This window comes from candidate division WOR-3 bacterium, assembly GCA_039802005.1.
GTDB lineage: Bacteria > Hydrothermota > Tepidihabitantia > SM23-42 > JAOAFX01 > JAOAFX01.
On the sequence record JBDRVV010000012.1, the window covers coordinates 1 to 18,126 of the forward strand.

19 protein-coding genes are annotated in these 18,126 nt (G+C 35.9%); 6 read left to right on the forward strand and 13 right to left on the reverse strand.

Features of this window, described 5'->3' with window-relative positions:
• Together ABIL69_05365 and ABIL69_05370 are read left to right on the forward strand one after the other, a co-directional pair.
• The coding region (locus tag ABIL69_05365; protein ID MEO0123417.1) for a T9SS type A sorting domain-containing protein at positions 1–404 on the forward strand (404 nt) is incomplete at its 5' end.
• A gap of 150 nt (positions 405–554) precedes the next feature.
• A complete protein-coding gene (locus ABIL69_05370) occupies positions 555–1,172 on the forward strand; it encodes an energy transducer TonB (protein ID MEO0123418.1) in 618 nt (205 codons plus the stop codon).
• Here ABIL69_05370 and ABIL69_05375 read toward each other — a convergent pair whose 3' ends face one another.
• The 12 genes from ABIL69_05375 to recR form a co-directional block, all read right to left on the reverse strand.
• On the reverse strand, positions 1,173–2,174 hold the full coding sequence (locus tag ABIL69_05375; protein MEO0123419.1) for a bifunctional phosphoglucose/phosphomannose isomerase: 1,002 nt from the start codon (positions 2,172–2,174) through the stop codon (positions 1,173–1,175). It lies immediately after the preceding gene.
• 5 nt (positions 2,175–2,179) lie between these two features.
• On the reverse strand, positions 2,180–3,931 hold the full coding sequence (ptsP, locus tag ABIL69_05380; GenBank protein ID MEO0123420.1) for a phosphoenolpyruvate--protein phosphotransferase: 1,752 nt from the start codon (positions 3,929–3,931) through the stop codon (positions 2,180–2,182).
• Positions 3,931–4,188 (reverse strand): HPr family phosphocarrier protein, encoded by a 258-nt coding sequence (locus tag ABIL69_05385; protein ID MEO0123421.1) that lies wholly within the window; start codon positions 4,186–4,188, stop codon positions 3,931–3,933. The genes ptsP and ABIL69_05385 overlap by 1 nt, the downstream gene beginning before the upstream one ends.
• Positions 4,185–4,877 (reverse strand): PTS system mannose/fructose/sorbose family transporter subunit IID, encoded by a 693-nt coding sequence (locus ABIL69_05390; protein ID MEO0123422.1) that lies wholly within the window; start codon positions 4,875–4,877, stop codon positions 4,185–4,187. Before ABIL69_05390 ends, ABIL69_05385 begins: the two co-directional genes overlap by 4 nt.
• Positions 4,850–5,494 (reverse strand): PTS sugar transporter subunit IIC, encoded by a 645-nt coding sequence (locus tag ABIL69_05395; protein MEO0123423.1) that lies wholly within the window; start codon positions 5,492–5,494, stop codon positions 4,850–4,852. The genes ABIL69_05390 and ABIL69_05395 overlap by 28 nt, the downstream gene beginning before the upstream one ends.
• Complete coding sequence (locus ABIL69_05400) at positions 5,491–7,407, reverse strand: alpha-amylase/4-alpha-glucanotransferase domain-containing protein (protein MEO0123424.1); 1,917 nt, start codon at positions 7,405–7,407, stop codon at positions 5,491–5,493. The genes ABIL69_05395 and ABIL69_05400 overlap by 4 nt, the downstream gene beginning before the upstream one ends.
• The gene (locus ABIL69_05405; protein ID MEO0123425.1) at positions 7,408–7,881 is read right to left on the reverse strand and encodes a PTS sugar transporter subunit IIB; all 474 of its coding nucleotides are present in this window, start codon (positions 7,879–7,881) and stop codon (positions 7,408–7,410) included.
• A 1-nt stretch (position 7,882) separates the two neighbouring features.
• Positions 7,883–9,328 (reverse strand): hypothetical protein, encoded by a 1,446-nt coding sequence (locus ABIL69_05410; GenBank protein MEO0123426.1) that lies wholly within the window; start codon positions 9,326–9,328, stop codon positions 7,883–7,885.
• Between the two features lie 284 nt (positions 9,329–9,612).
• Entirely contained in the window at positions 9,613–10,956 is a 1,344-nt protein-coding gene (gcvPA, locus tag ABIL69_05415) for an aminomethyl-transferring glycine dehydrogenase subunit GcvPA (protein ID MEO0123427.1), read from the reverse strand.
• On the reverse strand, positions 10,956–11,342 hold the full coding sequence (gene gcvH / locus ABIL69_05420; GenBank protein ID MEO0123428.1) for a glycine cleavage system protein GcvH: 387 nt from the start codon (positions 11,340–11,342) through the stop codon (positions 10,956–10,958). Before gcvH ends, gcvPA begins: the two co-directional genes overlap by 1 nt.
• Before the next feature lie 9 nt (positions 11,343–11,351).
• The gene (gene gcvT / locus ABIL69_05425) at positions 11,352–12,440 is read right to left on the reverse strand and encodes a glycine cleavage system aminomethyltransferase GcvT (GenBank protein ID MEO0123429.1); all 1,089 of its coding nucleotides are present in this window, start codon (positions 12,438–12,440) and stop codon (positions 11,352–11,354) included.
• A 42-nt stretch (positions 12,441–12,482) separates the two neighbouring features.
• Positions 12,483–13,070: a recombination mediator RecR gene (recR, locus tag ABIL69_05430; GenBank protein ID MEO0123430.1), complete on the reverse strand. Its 588-nt coding sequence runs from the start codon at positions 13,068–13,070 to the stop codon at positions 12,483–12,485.
• Between the two features lie 109 nt (positions 13,071–13,179).
• On the opposite strand from recR, the gene ABIL69_05435 reads away from it, so the two are divergent.
• Positions 13,180–13,968, forward strand: a complete 789-nt coding sequence (locus ABIL69_05435; protein MEO0123431.1) for a TIGR00282 family metallophosphoesterase — start codon at positions 13,180–13,182, stop codon at positions 13,966–13,968.
• A 163-nt stretch (positions 13,969–14,131) separates the two neighbouring features.
• A complete protein-coding gene (locus ABIL69_05440; protein MEO0123432.1) occupies positions 14,132–14,680 on the forward strand; it encodes a hypothetical protein in 549 nt (182 codons plus the stop codon).
• Here ABIL69_05440 and ABIL69_05445 read toward each other — a convergent pair.
• Entirely contained in the window at positions 14,670–15,362 is a 693-nt protein-coding gene (locus tag ABIL69_05445; protein MEO0123433.1) for a PrsW family glutamic-type intramembrane protease, read from the reverse strand. The two genes, ABIL69_05440 and ABIL69_05445, sit on opposite strands and share 11 nt — an antisense overlap.
• An 82-nt stretch (positions 15,363–15,444) precedes the next feature.
• Here ABIL69_05445 and ABIL69_05450 point away from each other — a divergent pair, with 82 nt between their 5' ends.
• Positions 15,445–16,083: an HAD family hydrolase gene (locus ABIL69_05450; GenBank protein MEO0123434.1), complete on the forward strand. Its 639-nt coding sequence runs from the start codon at positions 15,445–15,447 to the stop codon at positions 16,081–16,083.
• Positions 16,084–16,161: 78 nt separating this feature from the next.
• Positions 16,162–18,084 carry a hypothetical protein gene (locus ABIL69_05455; GenBank protein ID MEO0123435.1) on the forward strand — a complete coding sequence of 641 codons (1,923 nt, stop codon included), beginning with the start codon at positions 16,162–16,164 and terminating at the stop codon, positions 18,082–18,084.
• The last annotated feature ends 42 nt before the right edge of the window (positions 18,085–18,126 follow it).

The window sequence follows — 18,126 nt, forward strand, 5'->3', positions numbered from 1 at the left end:
TCCCTGATACGCCGAGCAATTATTCCAGCAAACTCTGGCTGGTGGTAAAAGGATTGGGTAGATATGATTCCACATCTTCGCCGGTCTTCTATATCAAAAGACATACTGGAGTGAAAGAGACTAAAATTTCGCGATCCGCAATCCGAAATCCGAAATTAGAAATCTATCCCAATCCAGTCTATGATAAACTGACAATCCAATATGCAGTTCCTGAACCATCAAAGGTGAAACTTGCTATCTACAATGTCTTAGGGCAGATTGAGCAGAGCCTTGTTGATGAATACAAACCTGCTGGCATCTACGAAATAGAGCACAAAAAACCCTTGACAAGTGGTGTGTATTTTGTAAAATTGTTTGTTGATGAAAAGGTAATTACGAAAAAGTGTGTTATTTTAAAGAATTAAAGAGCACTGAGTCCCCCTCCATAGGAATGGAATAGTCGTAGGGCAAACCTTCAGGTTTGCACTCTAAATTGTCGAGCAATCTCGACCACTACATTTAAATGGAATATTTTTCCAAATTCCTTGTATCTATAAGTAGAAAAGGAGGTTAAAATGCGCGACCATAAGAAGATGTACGGAATCTATATAAGGGCAGGTTTTCTCATCGCAATTGGGTTAATAATCGCACTTTTCCTCACACTCCCCTATGCTGAACCCGAACCATATAAATTAAAACAGGAAGTGGTTGGATTAATCAATGAAATCACAATGCAAATTGAGAATCAAATAGAACCGATTGATAACATTGAAAGACCAAAACCACCACCCACAGTCGCCGCCGCTTCTAACCCTGATGAAGGTGTAGAAACAATAAATCCGACTAACCTTGTAGAAAATATCATTCCAACCACGCCAACTGGTCCGGATATTGAAGTGATACCATATTATAGAGTAGAGGTTAAACCACAACCAATATCAATGCCTGCACCCATATATCCACCCCTTGCTGCAAAAGCCGGAATTGAAGGCAAAGTTGTGGTCAAAATGCTTGTTGATATTGATGGTAGTGTGATTGCCGTTGAAATATTAAAAACAAGCGGTAACCAGATGCTGGATGAATCAGCAGTTGCTGCGGCAAAACAATCTAAATTTACACCAGCAAAACAAAGGGACAAACTTGTGAGGGTATGGGTCGTCAGACAGATTGAATTTAAATTGAAGGAAAGCTAACTAATCAAATTTTGATAATCGGTTCTTTAAATAATCTATTCTTTTAACGGGTAATGGGTCAACATTGGTCCTTAATGCAAGATAATAAGAAAGAAAATCGCCTAACATTATGGTTGAGAAAATCTGTTCAAGTAAATTTTTACCGTAGGGTTTAATATCAATGAATTTTAATGACTTAATCTCATTGCGAATTATCTCCTTGATTATTCTAACCCTAAGCTTGTTGCGCAGAAATCCAGCGGGGTCATTTATGAATACTGCTATTAGATTCTTGTTCAAATGCTCGGGCCTACCTATGCCAACTATCTCGTTGTGATTCATTTCAGGAATGATGTTGGTATGGCATAAAATCTTTGAATTTTCATTCAATTGGCACTGCCACCTTTTTGCAATTACACCCGTAACATTTGAACTGGCATATATAACAGGAAGTTTACCGACAAATAATTCCACAAGATTTTTCGCCTTTTTCTCAAGTTGCCCTTTCTGTCTTCTCAAAAATACTGACAACTTCATCAATTCAATCTCAGGGTTTTTATTTATTAAGTTTCCGTGATAAAGTAAAAGTGGTATGGGGGTAAATAAATAGCCCAAAGCTCCTCTTGGGGGAAATCCTGCAGGAATTTGAATTTTCAGAGATGCTTTGCTTTTAAGTAGTTTACCATTTGAAGAAATAATAACAATAGCGCTTCCCCTTTTTCTCAAAATATCATAGTTATTCAATGTTTCCTCTGTATTCCCTGAATAACTGACAAGTATAGCCAATGCATTCTTATCAATATGTTCAGGAATTTGATAATCTTTGTTGACAATAATATTCAACTGCGGATACAGGACCGAAACAATATCCCCACTTATGCCCGACCCCCCCATTCCACATATCAACACCTTTTCAAATGTTCTGCGTAAAAATTTTTTGTCTAAAGCATTGCTCCACACACCATTGAATATATTTATACTTTCTACAATCTGTTCAGGTAGGGAATATATTATTTCACGCATATCTTTCATTTTATCAGTTCTTCAATACCGGGAAATTTTTTTCTCACCACCCTGCTCAAAAATTTTTTCACCTCAAGTGCAGTTCTGAAATTCAAAGCCTCCTGAGCAATCTCCTGGCATTGTGATACTGTAAGCGTCCTCAAAACAAGTTTTGCCTTGGGTATTGAAGAAGGACTCATTGATAACTCATCAATACCAAATCCCACCAGAAGCGGGATTGCCAGTGGGTCTCCTGCCAGTTCTCCACATAAACCTACCCATATATTACCATTATGGCCCGCGGTTATAGTTTCTTTTATCAAGTGCAGAACCGCAGGGTGGAAATGGTCAAAAAGCTGGCTTATCCTTTCATTTCCGCGGTCCACTGCAAGCGTATATTGGGTTAAATCATTTGAACCAATGCTAAAAAAATCAACTTCGTGAGAAAGAAACGGACTCATCAAAGCGGCTGATGGTGTTTCAACCATTATCCCAAGTTGAATACTGTCATCAAATTCTATCTTTTTTGATTTCAGTTCTTGTTTTACTTGATTAAATATCAGTTTGACACGCTTTATCTCTTCATAGGTTGAAATCATCGGGAACATTATCTTTATATTCTTGTTGACCGAAGCACGTAAAATTGCCCTTATCTGGGTTTTAAAAAATTCAGTTTCCTGGAGACAGACCCGAATTGCCCGCCAACCCAGAAACGGATTTGCCTCATGGTAGTCAGAAAAAATTTTGTCTCCACCAAGGTCATAGGTCCTGATGATCACAGGATGAGGCTTGATTTTTTTCGCGAGTGCATTATAAACCTTGAACTGTTCTTCTTCGGATGGACTACCCCGCCTTGCAAGGTATAAAAATTCCGTTCTGAATAATCCTATCCCAATCGCTCCGTATTTTACTGCATGTTCAGCCTCTGCAAAAAATTCAATATTTGCTGAAATATCTATGCGTTTCCCATCTCTTGTTTCAGGAGATAATTCACTGACTGGTAAAAGCGCTTTTGCTATCTGCTGATACTTCTTTCTTTGTTCTTCGTAAAAATTTATTCTTCCTGAAGTTGGATGGATTATTACAATTCCCCGTTCGCCATCAACGATTATATCATCTCCATTTTGAACCTTATTTAAAAATTCTCCAATACCAAGAATTGCCGGTATTTCAAGTGCCCTCGCTGTAATTGCGGTATGAGATGTTCTTCCACCAAGTTCCATTGCGATACCGACAACATTCTTCGGATTTATAAGTGTTGCCTCTGAGGGAGGTATATCGCGCGCCACAATAATTGAATTAGGTGGCGCTTCAAGGACTGAGGTATGAGAAACGCCCAGTAAATTTTTCAACACCCGCTCTCCAACATCATATATATCAACAACCCTTTCCTTAAAATATGCGTTCTTGCTTTCACCAAGCTTTTTGGCATATTCACTTATGACTTCATTATAGATATATTCTGCATTTTTCTTTTCAGTAAATATCCTTTGTTTTACTGACTCAATTATTGTCTCGTCATCAAGCATCATAATCTGGGCATCAAGGAATTGACCAAAATCCTCTCCAATTTCTCTATTAATCTGCTCTTTGATTTTCTTTAACTCTTCCCTTGTCTTTTCTATGGCTTTTTCAAATCTTATAACCTCATCTTTCAGATAAACCGATAGAATTGGTGTCTGGAATACCTCGGTTTTTTTTATCTCATATATAAATGCCTTTCCAATGGCTACACCCTTTGATGCAGGAACACCATGCAATATCTTCTCTTTTGCCATCAATCCTGCCCTTCAAGTATCTGTCTCAATGCATTGAAGGCTTCTTTTTCATCCTCTCCGTTACATATTAAAATAACCTTTGCCCCCTTCTCACAGGCTAAAGTCAATATTCCCATAATTGACTTCCCATTGACCTTCACCCCATCCTTTACCAATTCAACCTTGCTCTTAAATTTTTCCGCAAGTTTTACAAATCTGGATGCGGGTAGGGCGTGCAATCCATTTTCATTTAATATTGCAATCGTTTCTTTTATCATAGCAGTATCAGGTTAATTATTATCAAAATAAAGACAAAAGTCAAGATTAAAATCGGTGCCACCCTTTTCCATAAAAGGACAAGAAAAATACCCGTAAGCGGAATTAGAAATAAAAGATTAATCCCCTTTTCAAGTATAATAGGCATCAAACCAATAGAAAATGAACCAATCGATTCAAATATCCTCAGCATTGTTTGTAATTTTTTATCTTTCAATATATAAATCACATTCCAACCCATTTTGTAGCCGGTGGCAAATCCATAAAAACGAAAATAAATATGAATTAGGTTATACAATAACAGGAAGATTATTACCCCAATAATACCATATTTTATACCCGTAATAATCGCAATTATTAATAACGCAGGTCTTATTGTCTGCCAGAAAAGGGTATCACCAAAAGACGCAAATGCAGATTGGCAAACCATTATATGTTTTTTAATATCATCCAAACTATCTTCCTTTTCATAGGCATTCAATACTGCACCAATGATAAAACCAACCATATACGGGTGGGTATTGAAAAATGTCCGACTATGTTGCACAAGGAACTCGTGTTTTTTCTTATCAATACCCATCATTGCGATAACCAAAAATCCCAGCGATTGCATTGAATGAAATGACCATGAAGATTGCAAAAACAAACTGGCAAAAAATAATTTTAAAAGACGAAATATGCCAATGCGCATAAGACCCCGATGACCAAAAAGTAAAATGACTGTCTTTTAAAATAAAGATATATTCCATTAGCAATACCGAGTGAGACGATAACAATTAACAAAAATTCCTTATTAAAACCAGTTCCGGAACCTGGAAATTTGAGTATACTCACCAGAAAGAATATTGGCAGTAGTAAGAATACACCTCTGAGGAAAGCCGTAATGATACCCCCAAAATGGCAGATATACAAATTATTATGTTTCCTTAAAAACCGGTAAAACAAACTTTCGTTTATGCGGCGCACAATTATATCAAGATAATTTCCCAGGACTGAAACAAGAATCCCGATAAGGAAAACTATTATCAAATTTGGTTCATTTTGAGTTGAATCCCTTAATAAAAAATACGAACCACAACCCGCAATCCCTGCCGCCTGGGCATCAGGAGGCACATCCTTTCCTATTGGTAGATTAGCAAGGAAGACCATCTGAAATAATGCCCCTATGAATATACCAATTTGAACATCTCCACACAATGCACCGATTATTGCCCCGGCAACAATCGGCTGAGATACACCAAATTCACCAACTGCATACTTATCGAGAAGAATTAGTGCCCCGAGGAGAGTCAGTAAAATAACAGTCATAACTCTATTTTTATCGCCGGTGGTTTTGAAAAAATCAACAGCATTGAAAATCCCTGGAATATTTTTTCAAATCCTGATTCGCTTGAAGAGATTGTCTCAATCGGATATGTAAGTAGAATGAATTTTTCTGAAGCATTGAATTTTATTGGGTTCAAATCTTTGCCCTGAATAGTGAAGTAATCAATATCAGAAATTTCCTGTAGTTCGTATAGGCTGTATTTATCGTTTACCTTCAAATCCGGGTTAAAAATACCCATTGAAAATTCCACACCCAAATTTTTTACCCAACCTTCGTATTTCAATTGTATAATTGCTCTCTGCTCATCAACCTTTATAGTCTTCTTTAGATTCAAACTTTCGTTAGACAAAATAATCTCAAATGTCTTGCATTCTGTGAGCTGGTAGGTAACAATTTCTCCGAAATTTTTTTGGTAGTAAAAATCTTCTTTTGTCGGCATCTCTTTAATATTATGGTCAATACCAAATGCCCTTTCATATTTATCGTATACGAGATACTTATCAAGGTCCTTCCCTTTTGACCGGACAACCTCGTGGATTGATCTTACCTCTCCTTCATCCCTTGATTGTGGAATCAATTCATGATATTTTTCTCTTCGTCTTGTTATGTAATTAGTTAAATTTTTAAGCCTTTTGCGGTCATCAATCTCAATTAGACTTCCCGTGTCGGGCTTTATTATACAGAAAAGGGCGTGGGTGCTCAAAATAATCTCTTCTTTGCCATCAACATCAAAATCTAATTTTTCCAAACCAACCTTGACATTATGGGATTCTGCTTCAATAAGGTTTTTATAAACTGCTTCTCTTAAATGAGGAAGATAGAGACCACCGAATATTCCATGCCAGTAAGCACAGGAACACTGACCACGCCACAGGCTTAATTTTGCATCAATATCATCTTTTATATTTTTTGATACATAGAGCATTCTTTTATGCATTAAGTTTGCCTCGGAATAACGACTCAGAAAATTTTTAAAATATCCGCCGTGTATTAAATGATAAAATCTCTGGTCAACATTTCTTTTTAACTCAACATAATTTTTGCCCGCCTTCAATGGTAAAACCCATTCGCCCATTTCTTCGTAAGATGCTGTGGGTATATAAATCCTTCCGGCGGGTAGTTCTTTCTTAATAATATCTCTCAAATGTACAGTCTCAACACTATCTTCGTTGCTGAGAAAATCTAAAAATTTTTCCAGCCATTGTTCTTTATACACCCAGTTATATGTCCCGGGCCAGACCCCGAATTTTTCGCCATCATCACCCAGAACTTTCAATATACAATTTTCTGCATTCCCTGCTTCTTTTAAATAATTTTTTACCTCATCTACCGGGTGGAAAGGAATCAAATATCTTAATTTCATAGATATAGGAAACAACCTCAAAACTTTACCATTATCCTCGGTGATAAAATATGATTTCAAATCTTCTTCACTCAAACCTGCATAGAGAAAATGTGTATCATCAAGTAAAGTATAATCAATACCAGCATCAACAAGTAGTGGTATCAATCCTGGTTCCCAGACTCTCTCGGTCAACCACAATCCAGAAGTTTCCACACCGAGTAATTTATAAATATAATCCTTAAAATATTTAATCTGTTCAACAACATCCTTAGACGGTATCAACGAGAGAATTGGCTCACTGTAAGCTGAAACAAGAATCTCAGCTTGATTTTTGTTCAATGCTTCTCTTAAATAATCAAAATATTCTGGATGATTTTTTATCAACCACTCGCACAAACTACCTGAATTGTGAATACCAAATTTAACCTTTGGATATTTTAAGAGTGTCTTTATCAATGGCAAATAAGAATGCTCGTAGGCAAATTGAAAAACCTGGTCAAAATTACCTACGGGTTGATGATTATGAATATATAATGCAAGTCTTATCATTTACACTCCTGTCAATTTTTTCATTACATCAACGGGCTGGGAATTGGGAAGCTGTTTACCCACTATTTTTATGCCCATTTCATGTATCTTAACTAAAAATTCAATATCTTCGGGCGTAAGGTATATGTAAGGTACAATCGACCTTGCGCCTTCACGATAACCTAATCCACCGATATAAATCTCATTCACTTTAAGGTCATTCTTAACAAGGTTATAGGCATCAACCGGTTTCTCAACCACAACCATAATCCGTTTTTTGTCAACCCCATCCTTTAGGTATTGAACGCAACCTTCAATATCATAACAATGGAAAGATATATTCTCAGGCACTGCAAGCCTATAAGCATTACAAACCCAGGCATCCTTGCTTATTGTATCCGACGCAATTATCAATTCTTCAATACCTAATGGCCTTGCCCATCCTGCGACAACCTGTCCATGTATCAAACGATCATCAATTCGCAATATAAACATATCAATCCCAGAATTCCCATTTTATTTCCATCCCGAACTTACGTGTCATATCAGGAAAATCTTCAGGTCTTACATTTGTTGCATTATCAAGGAACATATTTAGATTTAGAGTCAAAAACTTCCAATTTAGACCCGGCGAAATCATAAAGAATGGTTCATAATAATTACCTGTTTGTTCATATCTTGCACTAACAAAAGTAAATCTGGTATATATATCAACAATAGAACGCTCGGTCTTTCTCTGCCAGTTCAAACTGAATTTTGTAAAAAAGTCAGGAAAATCTAATGGAATATCACTATACATCAGATAATTAAATACAACCGTTGAGGAAAATCCACTTATACTCGGAGAGACAAGTATACCTTCAATACCTGAAATTTGATTATCAATATTAACCACCGAATAAGTTCCAACATTTACAGGTTGATATATTATTTGATTTCTGATACACGCATTATAAACACTGATAATAGAACTTTTGAAGTTTACACCCATTTCCTTATGAAAATGGGTCTCATCTTTTATATCTAAATTGCCTGTAATGTTCACGGACCTATTAAAAAATTTCTCATTACCATATTTGGATATAAAATCAGCCCTTTTGTTAAATAACGCGGTCCTCATAAATATTTTTGTATCATTTAAAATCTGGAAATTTATTCTGCCTGCTGGCGCAAAATAGATTTTATCCATTACATACTCCAGATTATAACCAATCCCGATAATAATATTATTAAATTTATAACTCGTATTCTGAGAAAATCCTATGCCATTATTTTTAATTTTACCAGGGGTGAATTGACTCGTCAAAGCAGTTAATTCAAAGATATTTTCAAAATTACCCTTATTAAATAAAAGTTTATGTTGTGTGCCATAGGTTAAAACCTGATTTTGGACCGAATCGTTATAAAATTTACTCAAAGTCCGATATATCATAAATTTATAAAAATCCTTCCCAGCAGTCAATGCGATATCACTGAAATTTGAATTTATTATTGTATCATAAGAGTTGCCTGTTATGATAAGGTCAAGGCGTATCGGAACAAATTGATTGTAGTAAAAATTACCATATCCCCCATTTCCGCGAAGATAGCGGTGTTCTGAAATTTTATAATGGCGTGAATAAACCCCGCCAAGATAGAATCCTGCTGAATTCGTAATGGCTCGGGTAAAATCAATATTATAGATTGTGTTGGGACCGAATAGAGCAAAATATAAATAAGAATAGGGCTGGCTGTATCTATCAATTTTTGTATTTAAGTCAATGGCATCCACACTTGAATTAAAATATTTTTTAATAAATATAGCAGATTCTATAAAATTTATGGGGAAGATTGCAAAATTAAATTCTTTGAAAAAATATTGGTCAATATAATGGGAATTGATTAAAACATTAGATGGATAATAACCCAACAAACCAGCTGTATAGTTTTTTTCTTTCAACAAATAAGTAGAATAATAAAATATATCGGAAAAATTAGATAAAAAAATAATGGGCTTAACGACCCGTAAATGATTTAAAGTACTGTCAAGAAACCCTGTATTGCTATAATTAATTATTCTGGGTATTTCATATCGGACGGTTTTAACTGAATCAATTTGTGTCGTATCCGAATTAAGATTATTAGTTAATAGAAAAAATAAGCACAAAAACACGGGTGATTATAGGATAAAATAACCATTTTGTCAAGATTTATAAATTAGTAATGGGATATTTTGATTTTATCGCGTTAAATAACCTTTTTTAATAAATCTACAAATCTATCCAGTTCTTCTTTTGTTCTCTTTTCTGTTACTGCAATCAGTAGTTGGTTCTGTAAATTTTTATTAAATATTGATAAAGGCACACCCGCAAAAATCTTGTATTCTAAAAGTTTATCAACAATCTCCCGGGCGTTTTTATCGGTTTGAATAACAAACTCTTTAAAAAATTCTCTATTATAAACTGTCCTAATGCCTTTTATTTCTCTTAAACGGTCATAAAGATAATGGCTCTTTGCAAGACACTGATTTCCAATCTCCACAATTCCCTGTTTACCAAGCGAGCACAAAAATATCAGTGAACTCAATGCACATAATGCCTCATTCGTACATATATTGGAAGTTGCCTTTTCTCTTCTAATATGTTGTTCACGGGTCTGGAGTGTAAGAACAAATCCTCTCTTCCCTTCTATATCCACAGTCTCACCAACGACCCTGCCGGGCATAAAACGCACAAATTCCATCTTTGTGGCAAATATTCCAAGCAATGGTCCACCAAAACCCTGGGCTATACCCAGTCCCTGTCCCTCACCGACCGCAATATCCGCATTATAATCACCGGGTGGAGAGATAATGCCAAGCGACAAAGGATCCACCACACTTATGAATAAAGCACCTTTTTTATGTGCCAGTTCAGATATTTCTTGTGGAGATTCAAGAATGCCATAAAAATTTGGAATTTGTATCGCCACACAGGCAGTATTTTCGTCAATGAGATTTCTCAAGGTATCAATGTCGGTAACCCCATCTTTTTGGGGGGCGATTATTATCTCCACGCCACATTCTTTTGTATAAGTTCCTACCACCTTTTGGTAAAATGGATGGATGAGTGCTGATAGAATTATCTTCTTTCTGTTATTAATGGAACATGCCATATGACAGGCTTCGGCAAGGGCAGAACCGCCATCATACATTGAGGCATTCGCAACTTCCATCTTCGTCAATTCACATACGACACTCTGATATTCAAATATCGTCTGGAGTGTCCCTTGTGAGACTTCCGCCTGATAAGGGGTATATGCAGTGTAAAACTCACTCCTTGAGATTATACTATCAACAATTGCTGGAATATAATGGTCATACACACCAGCGCCGAGGAAAGATATAAAATCAAATGTATTATAGTTCATTCCTGCAAGAGAATGTAGTATCCTACGAACTTCAATTTCAGATACCTCAGACGGCAATCCAATCTTACCTTTAAACTGTATTTCAGGAGGAATAATTCTGTTAATTAGTTCTTCAAAAGAACCGACCCCAAGCCGGTTCAATATTTTTTTCTCATCCTCAGGTGTTAATGGTAGATAATGCATTAGTGTCCTGCAATCAATTCTTTATATTGTTCTGCTGAAAGAAGGCTATCTAATTCAGCAGGATTATTTATCTTTATCTTGTATATCCATCCCTCATTATAAGGATCTCGGTTTATTATTGCGGGTTCTTTTATTACTTTTTCATTTACCTCTATGACTTCACCACTGACTGGAGCAAAAAGGTCGCTCACAGCCTTAACCGCCTCGATCGTCCCGATTGCTTCACCCGCCTTTATTTGTGTTCCTACTTTTGGGGGTTCCACCATAACAATATCCGAGAGTTCAGACTGGGCATAATCAGTAATACCAGTAATTGCCACATTGCCTTCAATCTTTGCCCATTCATGTTCTCTCGTATATTTCAATCCTTCAATGATGTTTGCCATTTAACCTCCTTATTTGTGCGTTCCCTTTTTATAAAACGGACCTTTTATCACTTCAACAGGGATTGGTTCTTTCGCCATTACAAAAAATTTTGTTCCCGGTTCAGAATATGTGGTCCCTACATATCCCATTCCAATACCTTTTTTAAGAGATGGTGAAAAGGTTCCAGATGTTACGAAACCTATTTCATTATCATTGGTATAAATCTTCTGATGAGGCCGGGGAATCCCCTTTTCAATAACCTCAAATCCCACGAGTTTCCTCTTTAATCCGGATTCTTTGATCTTAATCAACGCATCCCTGCCAATGAAATCTCCCTTGTCAAACTTAACAATCCATCCTAACCCTGCTTCAAGTGGATTTGTTGTTTTATCAATATCATTACCATAAAGACAATATCTCATTTCAAATCTCAGGGTATCCCTTGCCCCGAGTCCGACCGGTTTTACATTAAATTCTTTTCCGGCGTCAAATACAATATCCCAAATTTTTAATCCATCATTTGCTGACATATAAATTTCAAAGCCATCTTCACCCGTATAACCGGTTCGGGAGAGCAAAATACTAATGCCTCTAATCTTCGTCTCAGCTGCCCAGTAATATTTCAATTCAGAAAGGTTAAAATCCACAATCTTCTGGAGTAATAATTCTGACTTCGGTCCCTGGATTGCAAGCTGTCCTATATTATCGCTTAAATTTTTTATTTCCACATTAAATTTTTTATTCTGCAAAATCCATTGATAATCCTTTTCTGTATTGGCCGCATTCACAACGAGTAAGATCCGGTCTTTAAGATTATAAACTAAAAGGTCATCCACAATTCCTGCATCTTGATATAACATTGCTGAATATTGGACTTGATTCAAAGCAAGTCTGGATACATCGTTGGTAGTGATATAATTAACAAACTGAAGCCTATCAGGACCCGTAATTTCTATTTCTCCCATATGAGAGACATCAAACACACCGACTCCTGTTCGTACAGTCTCATGCTCAGGAATAATACCCTCAAACTGTATGGGCATAAAAAAACCAGCAAATTCAACTATTTTGCCATTATATTGTAAATGTTTTTCATAAAAAGGAGTTTTCTTTGCCATTGGAAATTATATCTAAAAAATTCGTTATGTCAATATAAAATTCTATAATTCACTTCTTCCTTCAAATGCCCTAAGGATTGTAGTGCCATCTGCAAGTCCGAGGTCGCTTCCAGTTGGAAGCCCCCGTGCAATCCTCGTGACCTTTATATTCAGTGGTTTAAGTAATTTTGCGATATAAAGTGCTGTCACATCCCCTTCGGTTGTGGGATTTGTTGCTATGATAATTTCGTTAACCTTTTGTTTCTGTATCCTTTCTAACAGACTTTTTATCCTTAAATCTTCAGGTCCAACATTATCAATCGGTGATATCACACCATGCAAAATATGGTATAAACCTTTATATTCGCCAATCTTTTCTATAACCATCACATCCGCAGGTTGTTCAACAACACAAATTGTTTCTCCGTTACGATTGGGAGCAGAACATATCTCACAAGGGTCAGTCTCACCAAGGTTATGACAGATTGAACACTCCTTTAATTCAAGCCTTGCTTTTAAGATCGCATCAGCCAATTCTTTGACACGAGAGACATCCATTTTCTGAAGAAAAAAAGCAAGACGCTGGGCAGTCTTTTTTCCAATTCCCGGGAGCCATTGGAGTTTTTCAATCAAGTCATCCAATAAAGGCATATTCCATTTTAGCCAGAAATTTACATAAGTCAATGCCCTGGAATAATAACAATTGGTTAAATGATTAAAAGGCTAAATATTCCAACAAAATGTTGAAATTACGAAAAAAATGAGTAGAATAATAATTGTGAAACTGCTTTTTATTGGTGATATAATCGGGGAACCAGGTAGAAAGAAAGTCGTCCAATCACTACCTGCATTAATAAAAAAAGAAGACATATCTTTCACTATAGCCCAGGGAGAAAATCTTGCTGGTGGGATAGGAATAACTGAGAATACTGCGAAGGAAATCCTCAATTGTGGTGTTGATTGTATTACAACCGGGAACCATATCTGGAAATACAAGGAAATATTCAAATACCTTAATTCAGAAACAAGAATTTTAAGACCCGCAAATTATCCTGAGGGCGTTCCCGGGAAAGGATATAATATTTTTGAAAAAATGGGCACCAAGATTGGCGTTATAAATCTTGAAGGAAGGGTATTTATGAGACCGCTTGAAGACCCCTTCCGAACGGGCAAAAGAATTATAGAAGAGATACAAAAACAAACAAAAAATATCTTCATTGATTTCCACGCTGAAGCAACGAGTGAGAAAAGGGCACTTGCACTCTATCTATGTGATTATGTAACAGGTATAATCGGCACCCATACCCATATTCAAACTGCAGACGAACAGATTATTGATAATAAGTGCGCTTATATAACTGATGCGGGTATGGTGGGCTCAAGCGATTCCATAATCGGAGTAAACAAAGAAGAAATAATAAAGTTTTTTCTATTCCAGTTGCCACAAAAGTTTAAAGTTGCAAAGGGCAATATCCTCGGAAATGGAGTCATAATCAATTTTGACGAAACGACTGGCATAGCCAAAGAGATAAAACGCTTAATATTTTGAGGTTATAAATCCAAATTATAATTACATTAAAAGATAATATATTATACTTTTGTGCAATATAATACTATAAATCGCCAAAAAATTATTTCAAATTCCGAGACTTAAGTCTAAAAGAATGGGCATAAAAATTGCCTAATAAAGTTATTAGAAAAAGGAGAGAACAATGAAAAGAATAACTTTATTAATTACTTTGCCAATCATTATTTCTCTGGCAGGAAGGTTGGGAATTGGATTGAGTGGTTTTGGTGAATATGACCAAAATTATACTCTTAAAAACTATGAATCTTTTGATAAAATGAACTACACTGCGGAATTCCATTTATCCGCTGAAGCCCTACCCTTTATGTTTATTGAACCTTCTGCTTTGGTGGTAAACGATGCGTTTACAAATAAAATGGTTCCCGGTATCGGACTAAGAATTAATGTTGCCCCAAGGCTTGGTAAATTCTTTCTTGCGCCTTTCTTCGGGGTAGAAGGCAGTATATTATTCTATAATCCAGCAATGGAACTAAAAGATGCTGCATATAACCAGCGATTGGAAGAATATTTTGAAGGTTCGTCACCAAAGGCAACCGGGATCGGATATGGTGGTTTATCTATATTTTTGAGCAGTTCTGTTTCGCTTGATTGCCATTACCGATACCTTTATCTTGCAAAAGGGGTTGGGATTGAAATGGTAGGTGCTGGTTTGACTTGTTACATCAACTGGTAACTGAATTATTTTCCAGTCTTGATTTACTCTGCATTTCTGCCTTCTTCAAATTTCCTTTTGTCAAGAATCCGAGGATTATGACAAGAACTATCACAAGAAGAGCCAGAACCGTCTTTGTAAACAATAGAAAATCAAAGAATCCATGTGTTAGAATTGCATAAAATACCCCGAGAAATATATACCTTTTCTCTTTTAATTTATCCAATTTTGCCATTCCAATATAATAACCCATCAACGCACCAAAGAATGCGTGCCCCGGAACTGAAAGAAATGCCCTCAATACCCCTGTTCCCACTCCGTATTCAAACACATAAAAAATATTTTCTATTGTAGCAAAACCAAGTGATGAAGAAACGCAATAAACAATACCATCCATAACCTCGTCAAATTCAATTTTTTTATAAACACACATTTTGACGACCAGAAATTTTAGAATTTCCTCAGTTGGTGCAACAAGAACAAACGCCATTAAAAATGCGTTAAGCATTTTATAAGGGGTCGCATTGAATAGCGGCTCAAGTAACCCTTCAATTATCATTCCGGGTATAACCATCAACGCACCTAAAAAATAAATGCCTATGATATATTTTTTAGGCTCGGGCTCGTACTTATCACGGTGGTAAAAATACCAGAAAAGAAAAAGACAGGGTGCAACCGCAATAATTAAGAGTAGCACAAACATCGATAATATTATCTAAGATTTTAACTATGTCAATATAATGTTTGACTTGACTTGAGAATAGATTAGCATAAAATAAAAAATTATGAAATTCAATAAAAAAATTTCAAAAATCAGGGCAATACTCTTTGACCTTGATGGTGTACTCGTGGATACATATAAAGTCTGGTATAAGCTTTTCAATCAGACATTAAAACATTTTGGATACAAACCTATAAATCTGAAGACCTTCGCCCAAAACTGGGGACAAAGCACCGAAGAAGATGTAAGAATATTTATGCCCGATGTAAAGATTAATGATGTTGTAGAATATTTCTCAAATAACTTTTTAAAATTCATCAAGTATATGAAAATCAATCAAGGTGCAAGAAATACCCTAAAGAATCTCAAAAAATCTGGATTAAAGATTGCATGTATTACAAATTCGCACCGTGATATCACCAGATTTGAAATAAAAAAATCTAACCTTGAAGAATTTTTTGATGTAGTTATAACTGCTGATGATGTAAAGAAACCCAAACCTGACCCGGAGATGTTATTTAAGGCATGTAAAAAGCTTAGAGTAAAAATAGACGAAGTTATCTTCATCGGAGATACACCCACGGATTTAAAAACCGCCAAAAGCTCGCAATGCCTTTTCATCGGGTACAAAATGAAGAATACCCTCCATATTAAAAATCTTTCTGAATTGATACCCTTGATAAAGAAAAAATTTTTAATATAATGAATTTATTGGCTGTAAAATGTTTGATGGATTAAGTAACTACAATTTTAAAAATTTAAAATAAGAAAGGAGTTGTAAATGAAGAAATTAATATATAAAATATGTTTTGTCTTTACAATGTGTCCATTTCTGCTTTACAGTCAGATGAATGTTGGAATGGCACTAAATAGAGTAGCCAGTACAACCAATTCTTTTGTGGAAAATTTCAGAATTGAAAAAGGTGATTTAGAATTTTACGGATATGGAAAATTTCGTCTGAAGTTATTCGACCAATTCATTGATAACCCTTTAAAGATAGATAATTATACACGAATGTTATCCCGAACAATCTTAAATAATGCCGATTCTCTGTGGGCAATAAGTTATTTTCCCTGGGCGCGGATTGACGAAGGTGTGAGAAGAGGATTGATTGAAAGACAGAATGATCTCTTAACGAAATCAATACCCAAACAGGATGAAATGGATACAGCATTTTTAAATCTTTTGCAAAATTTTTATGGAGTTGATAGTGTTGCGGTTAATCAAATTCCTGAGACAATTAAAGTGGGCTTATATTTGATTCTCACTGAAATAAAAAATTCTTTTGAATGGATTGATAAAGGCAACAAGCATTTATCAAAAGAAGATTGTGACCAAATAATCAACCAATTGATGGGCACAAACGAAGATGGATTATCAAACCGGCACTTCGAAAATCTTATTGAAAACACCGACTTCAAGGCACTCGCTGCCGGTGCTATGGATTTATCATATGTTCTGCAGACGGCAATTGATTTAATGAAAGAACAGGGTTTTGTAAAAAGGACCAAAATTGAAACAAAATATGGGATCATAATTCTTGGAAGCATTGATGATGATATCTATCAACCTCTACCCTATCTTCTTATCATTGATTTCGGTGGAAACGACACTTATGAATCAGGGGGGATTTCAGATAAAAAACACCCGGTTTCCATTATCATAGATTACTATGGAGATGACAAATATAAGGGAGAAATTGGTTGTGGCACCGGAATAGCAGGCTATGGGTTTGTGATTGATTTAACTGGTAATGACACATATTATGCTGAGAAATTTGGTTTGGGAACTGGATTCTTCGGTCAGGGTATAATCTTGGATTTTGCAGGAGACGATGAATATAATACAGATATCTATGGTATAGGGGCTGGAATATGTGGCATTGGAATGGTATCGGATATATCAGGAAATGATAAATATATTGGATTTCAAGAATGCCAGGGTTTTGGTTTCGTAAAAGGCGCTGGCTTGCTTATTGATAAAGAAGGAAACGACATTTACATAGCCCGTGACGATACATTAAAGTATCCATCACTCCAGGCACCTGAGCATAATGCGAGTTTAAGTCAGGGAACAGGATTTGGGGTCAGAGCAGACTTTACTGATGGTCATTCGCTTGCAGGTGGAATTGGTATGTTGATTGATGGGAACGGTGACGATAAATATACCTGTGGTGTATTCGGTCAGGGTTGTGGCTACTGGTTTGGTATGGGATTTTTAATCGATTTTGGAGGAAATGATGAATATAATGGTATATGGTATGTCCAAGGGGCTGGGGCACATTTTGCCATTGGTGCATTATTAGATTCAACAGGAAACGATAGATATATCGGAACAAAAAATATGGCACAGGGAGCGGGCCATGATTTTACACTCGGCGTTCTTTTTGATTATGAGGGAAATGATTACTATGATGCACCAAATTTGAGTCTTGGTGCAGGGAATGCCAATGGGATGGGATTATTTATCGATATCAAAGGCGATGATCATTATCACACACACGGCGGTATAACATTAGGCAATGCAAGTACAGCAAGTCGTGGGACGATAAGAGATTATATCAAAACCATTGGCATCTTTATTGACTGCGCAGGGGAAGATATTTATTCGGAAAAAATAGCTGGTAATAAAAAAATCTGGCATCAAAAACCGCCCTTAGAACCACCATTAAAAACAGAAATCGGAATTGGAATTGATTTTTAATAGTTACTATTGACTTTAATTGAAATTTATGTTATATTTATA

Bases quoted from the DNA above. Each gene is read 5' to 3' on its own strand.
- ABIL69_05370 (MEO0123418.1), top strand. From the start codon at position 555: ATGCGCGACCATAAGAAGATGTACGGAATCTATATAAGGGCAGGTTTT.
- ABIL69_05375 (MEO0123419.1), bottom strand. From the start codon at position 2,174: ATGCGTGAAATAATATATTCCCTACCTGAACAGATTGTAGAAAGTATA.
- ptsP (MEO0123420.1), bottom strand. From the start codon at position 3,931: ATGGCAAAAGAGAAGATATTGCATGGTGTTCCTGCATCAAAGGGTGTA.
- ABIL69_05385 (MEO0123421.1), bottom strand. From the start codon at position 4,188: ATGATAAAAGAAACGATTGCAATATTAAATGAAAATGGATTGCACGCC.
- ABIL69_05390 (MEO0123422.1), bottom strand. From the start codon at position 4,877: ATGCGCATTGGCATATTTCGTCTTTTAAAATTATTTTTTGCCAGTTTG.
- ABIL69_05395 (MEO0123423.1), bottom strand. From the start codon at position 5,494: ATGACTGTTATTTTACTGACTCTCCTCGGGGCACTAATTCTTCTCGAT.
- ABIL69_05400 (MEO0123424.1), bottom strand. From the start codon at position 7,407: ATGATAAGACTTGCATTATATATTCATAATCATCAACCCGTAGGTAAT.
- ABIL69_05405 (MEO0123425.1), bottom strand. From the start codon at position 7,881: ATGTTTATATTGCGAATTGATGATCGTTTGATACATGGACAGGTTGTC.
- gcvPA (MEO0123427.1), bottom strand. From the start codon at position 10,956: ATGCATTATCTACCATTAACACCTGAGGATGAGAAAAAAATATTGAAC.
- gcvH (MEO0123428.1), bottom strand. From the start codon at position 11,342: ATGGCAAACATCATTGAAGGATTGAAATATACGAGAGAACATGAATGG.
- gcvT (MEO0123429.1), bottom strand. From the start codon at position 12,440: ATGGCAAAGAAAACTCCTTTTTATGAAAAACATTTACAATATAATGGC.
- recR (MEO0123430.1), bottom strand. From the start codon at position 13,070: ATGCCTTTATTGGATGACTTGATTGAAAAACTCCAATGGCTCCCGGGA.
- ABIL69_05435 (MEO0123431.1), top strand. From the start codon at position 13,180: ATGAGTAGAATAATAATTGTGAAACTGCTTTTTATTGGTGATATAATC.
- ABIL69_05440 (MEO0123432.1), top strand. From the start codon at position 14,132: ATGAAAAGAATAACTTTATTAATTACTTTGCCAATCATTATTTCTCTG.
- ABIL69_05445 (MEO0123433.1), bottom strand. From the start codon at position 15,362: ATGTTTGTGCTACTCTTAATTATTGCGGTTGCACCCTGTCTTTTTCTT.
- ABIL69_05450 (MEO0123434.1), top strand. From the start codon at position 15,445: ATGAAATTCAATAAAAAAATTTCAAAAATCAGGGCAATACTCTTTGAC.
- ABIL69_05455 (MEO0123435.1), top strand. From the start codon at position 16,162: ATGAAGAAATTAATATATAAAATATGTTTTGTCTTTACAATGTGTCCA.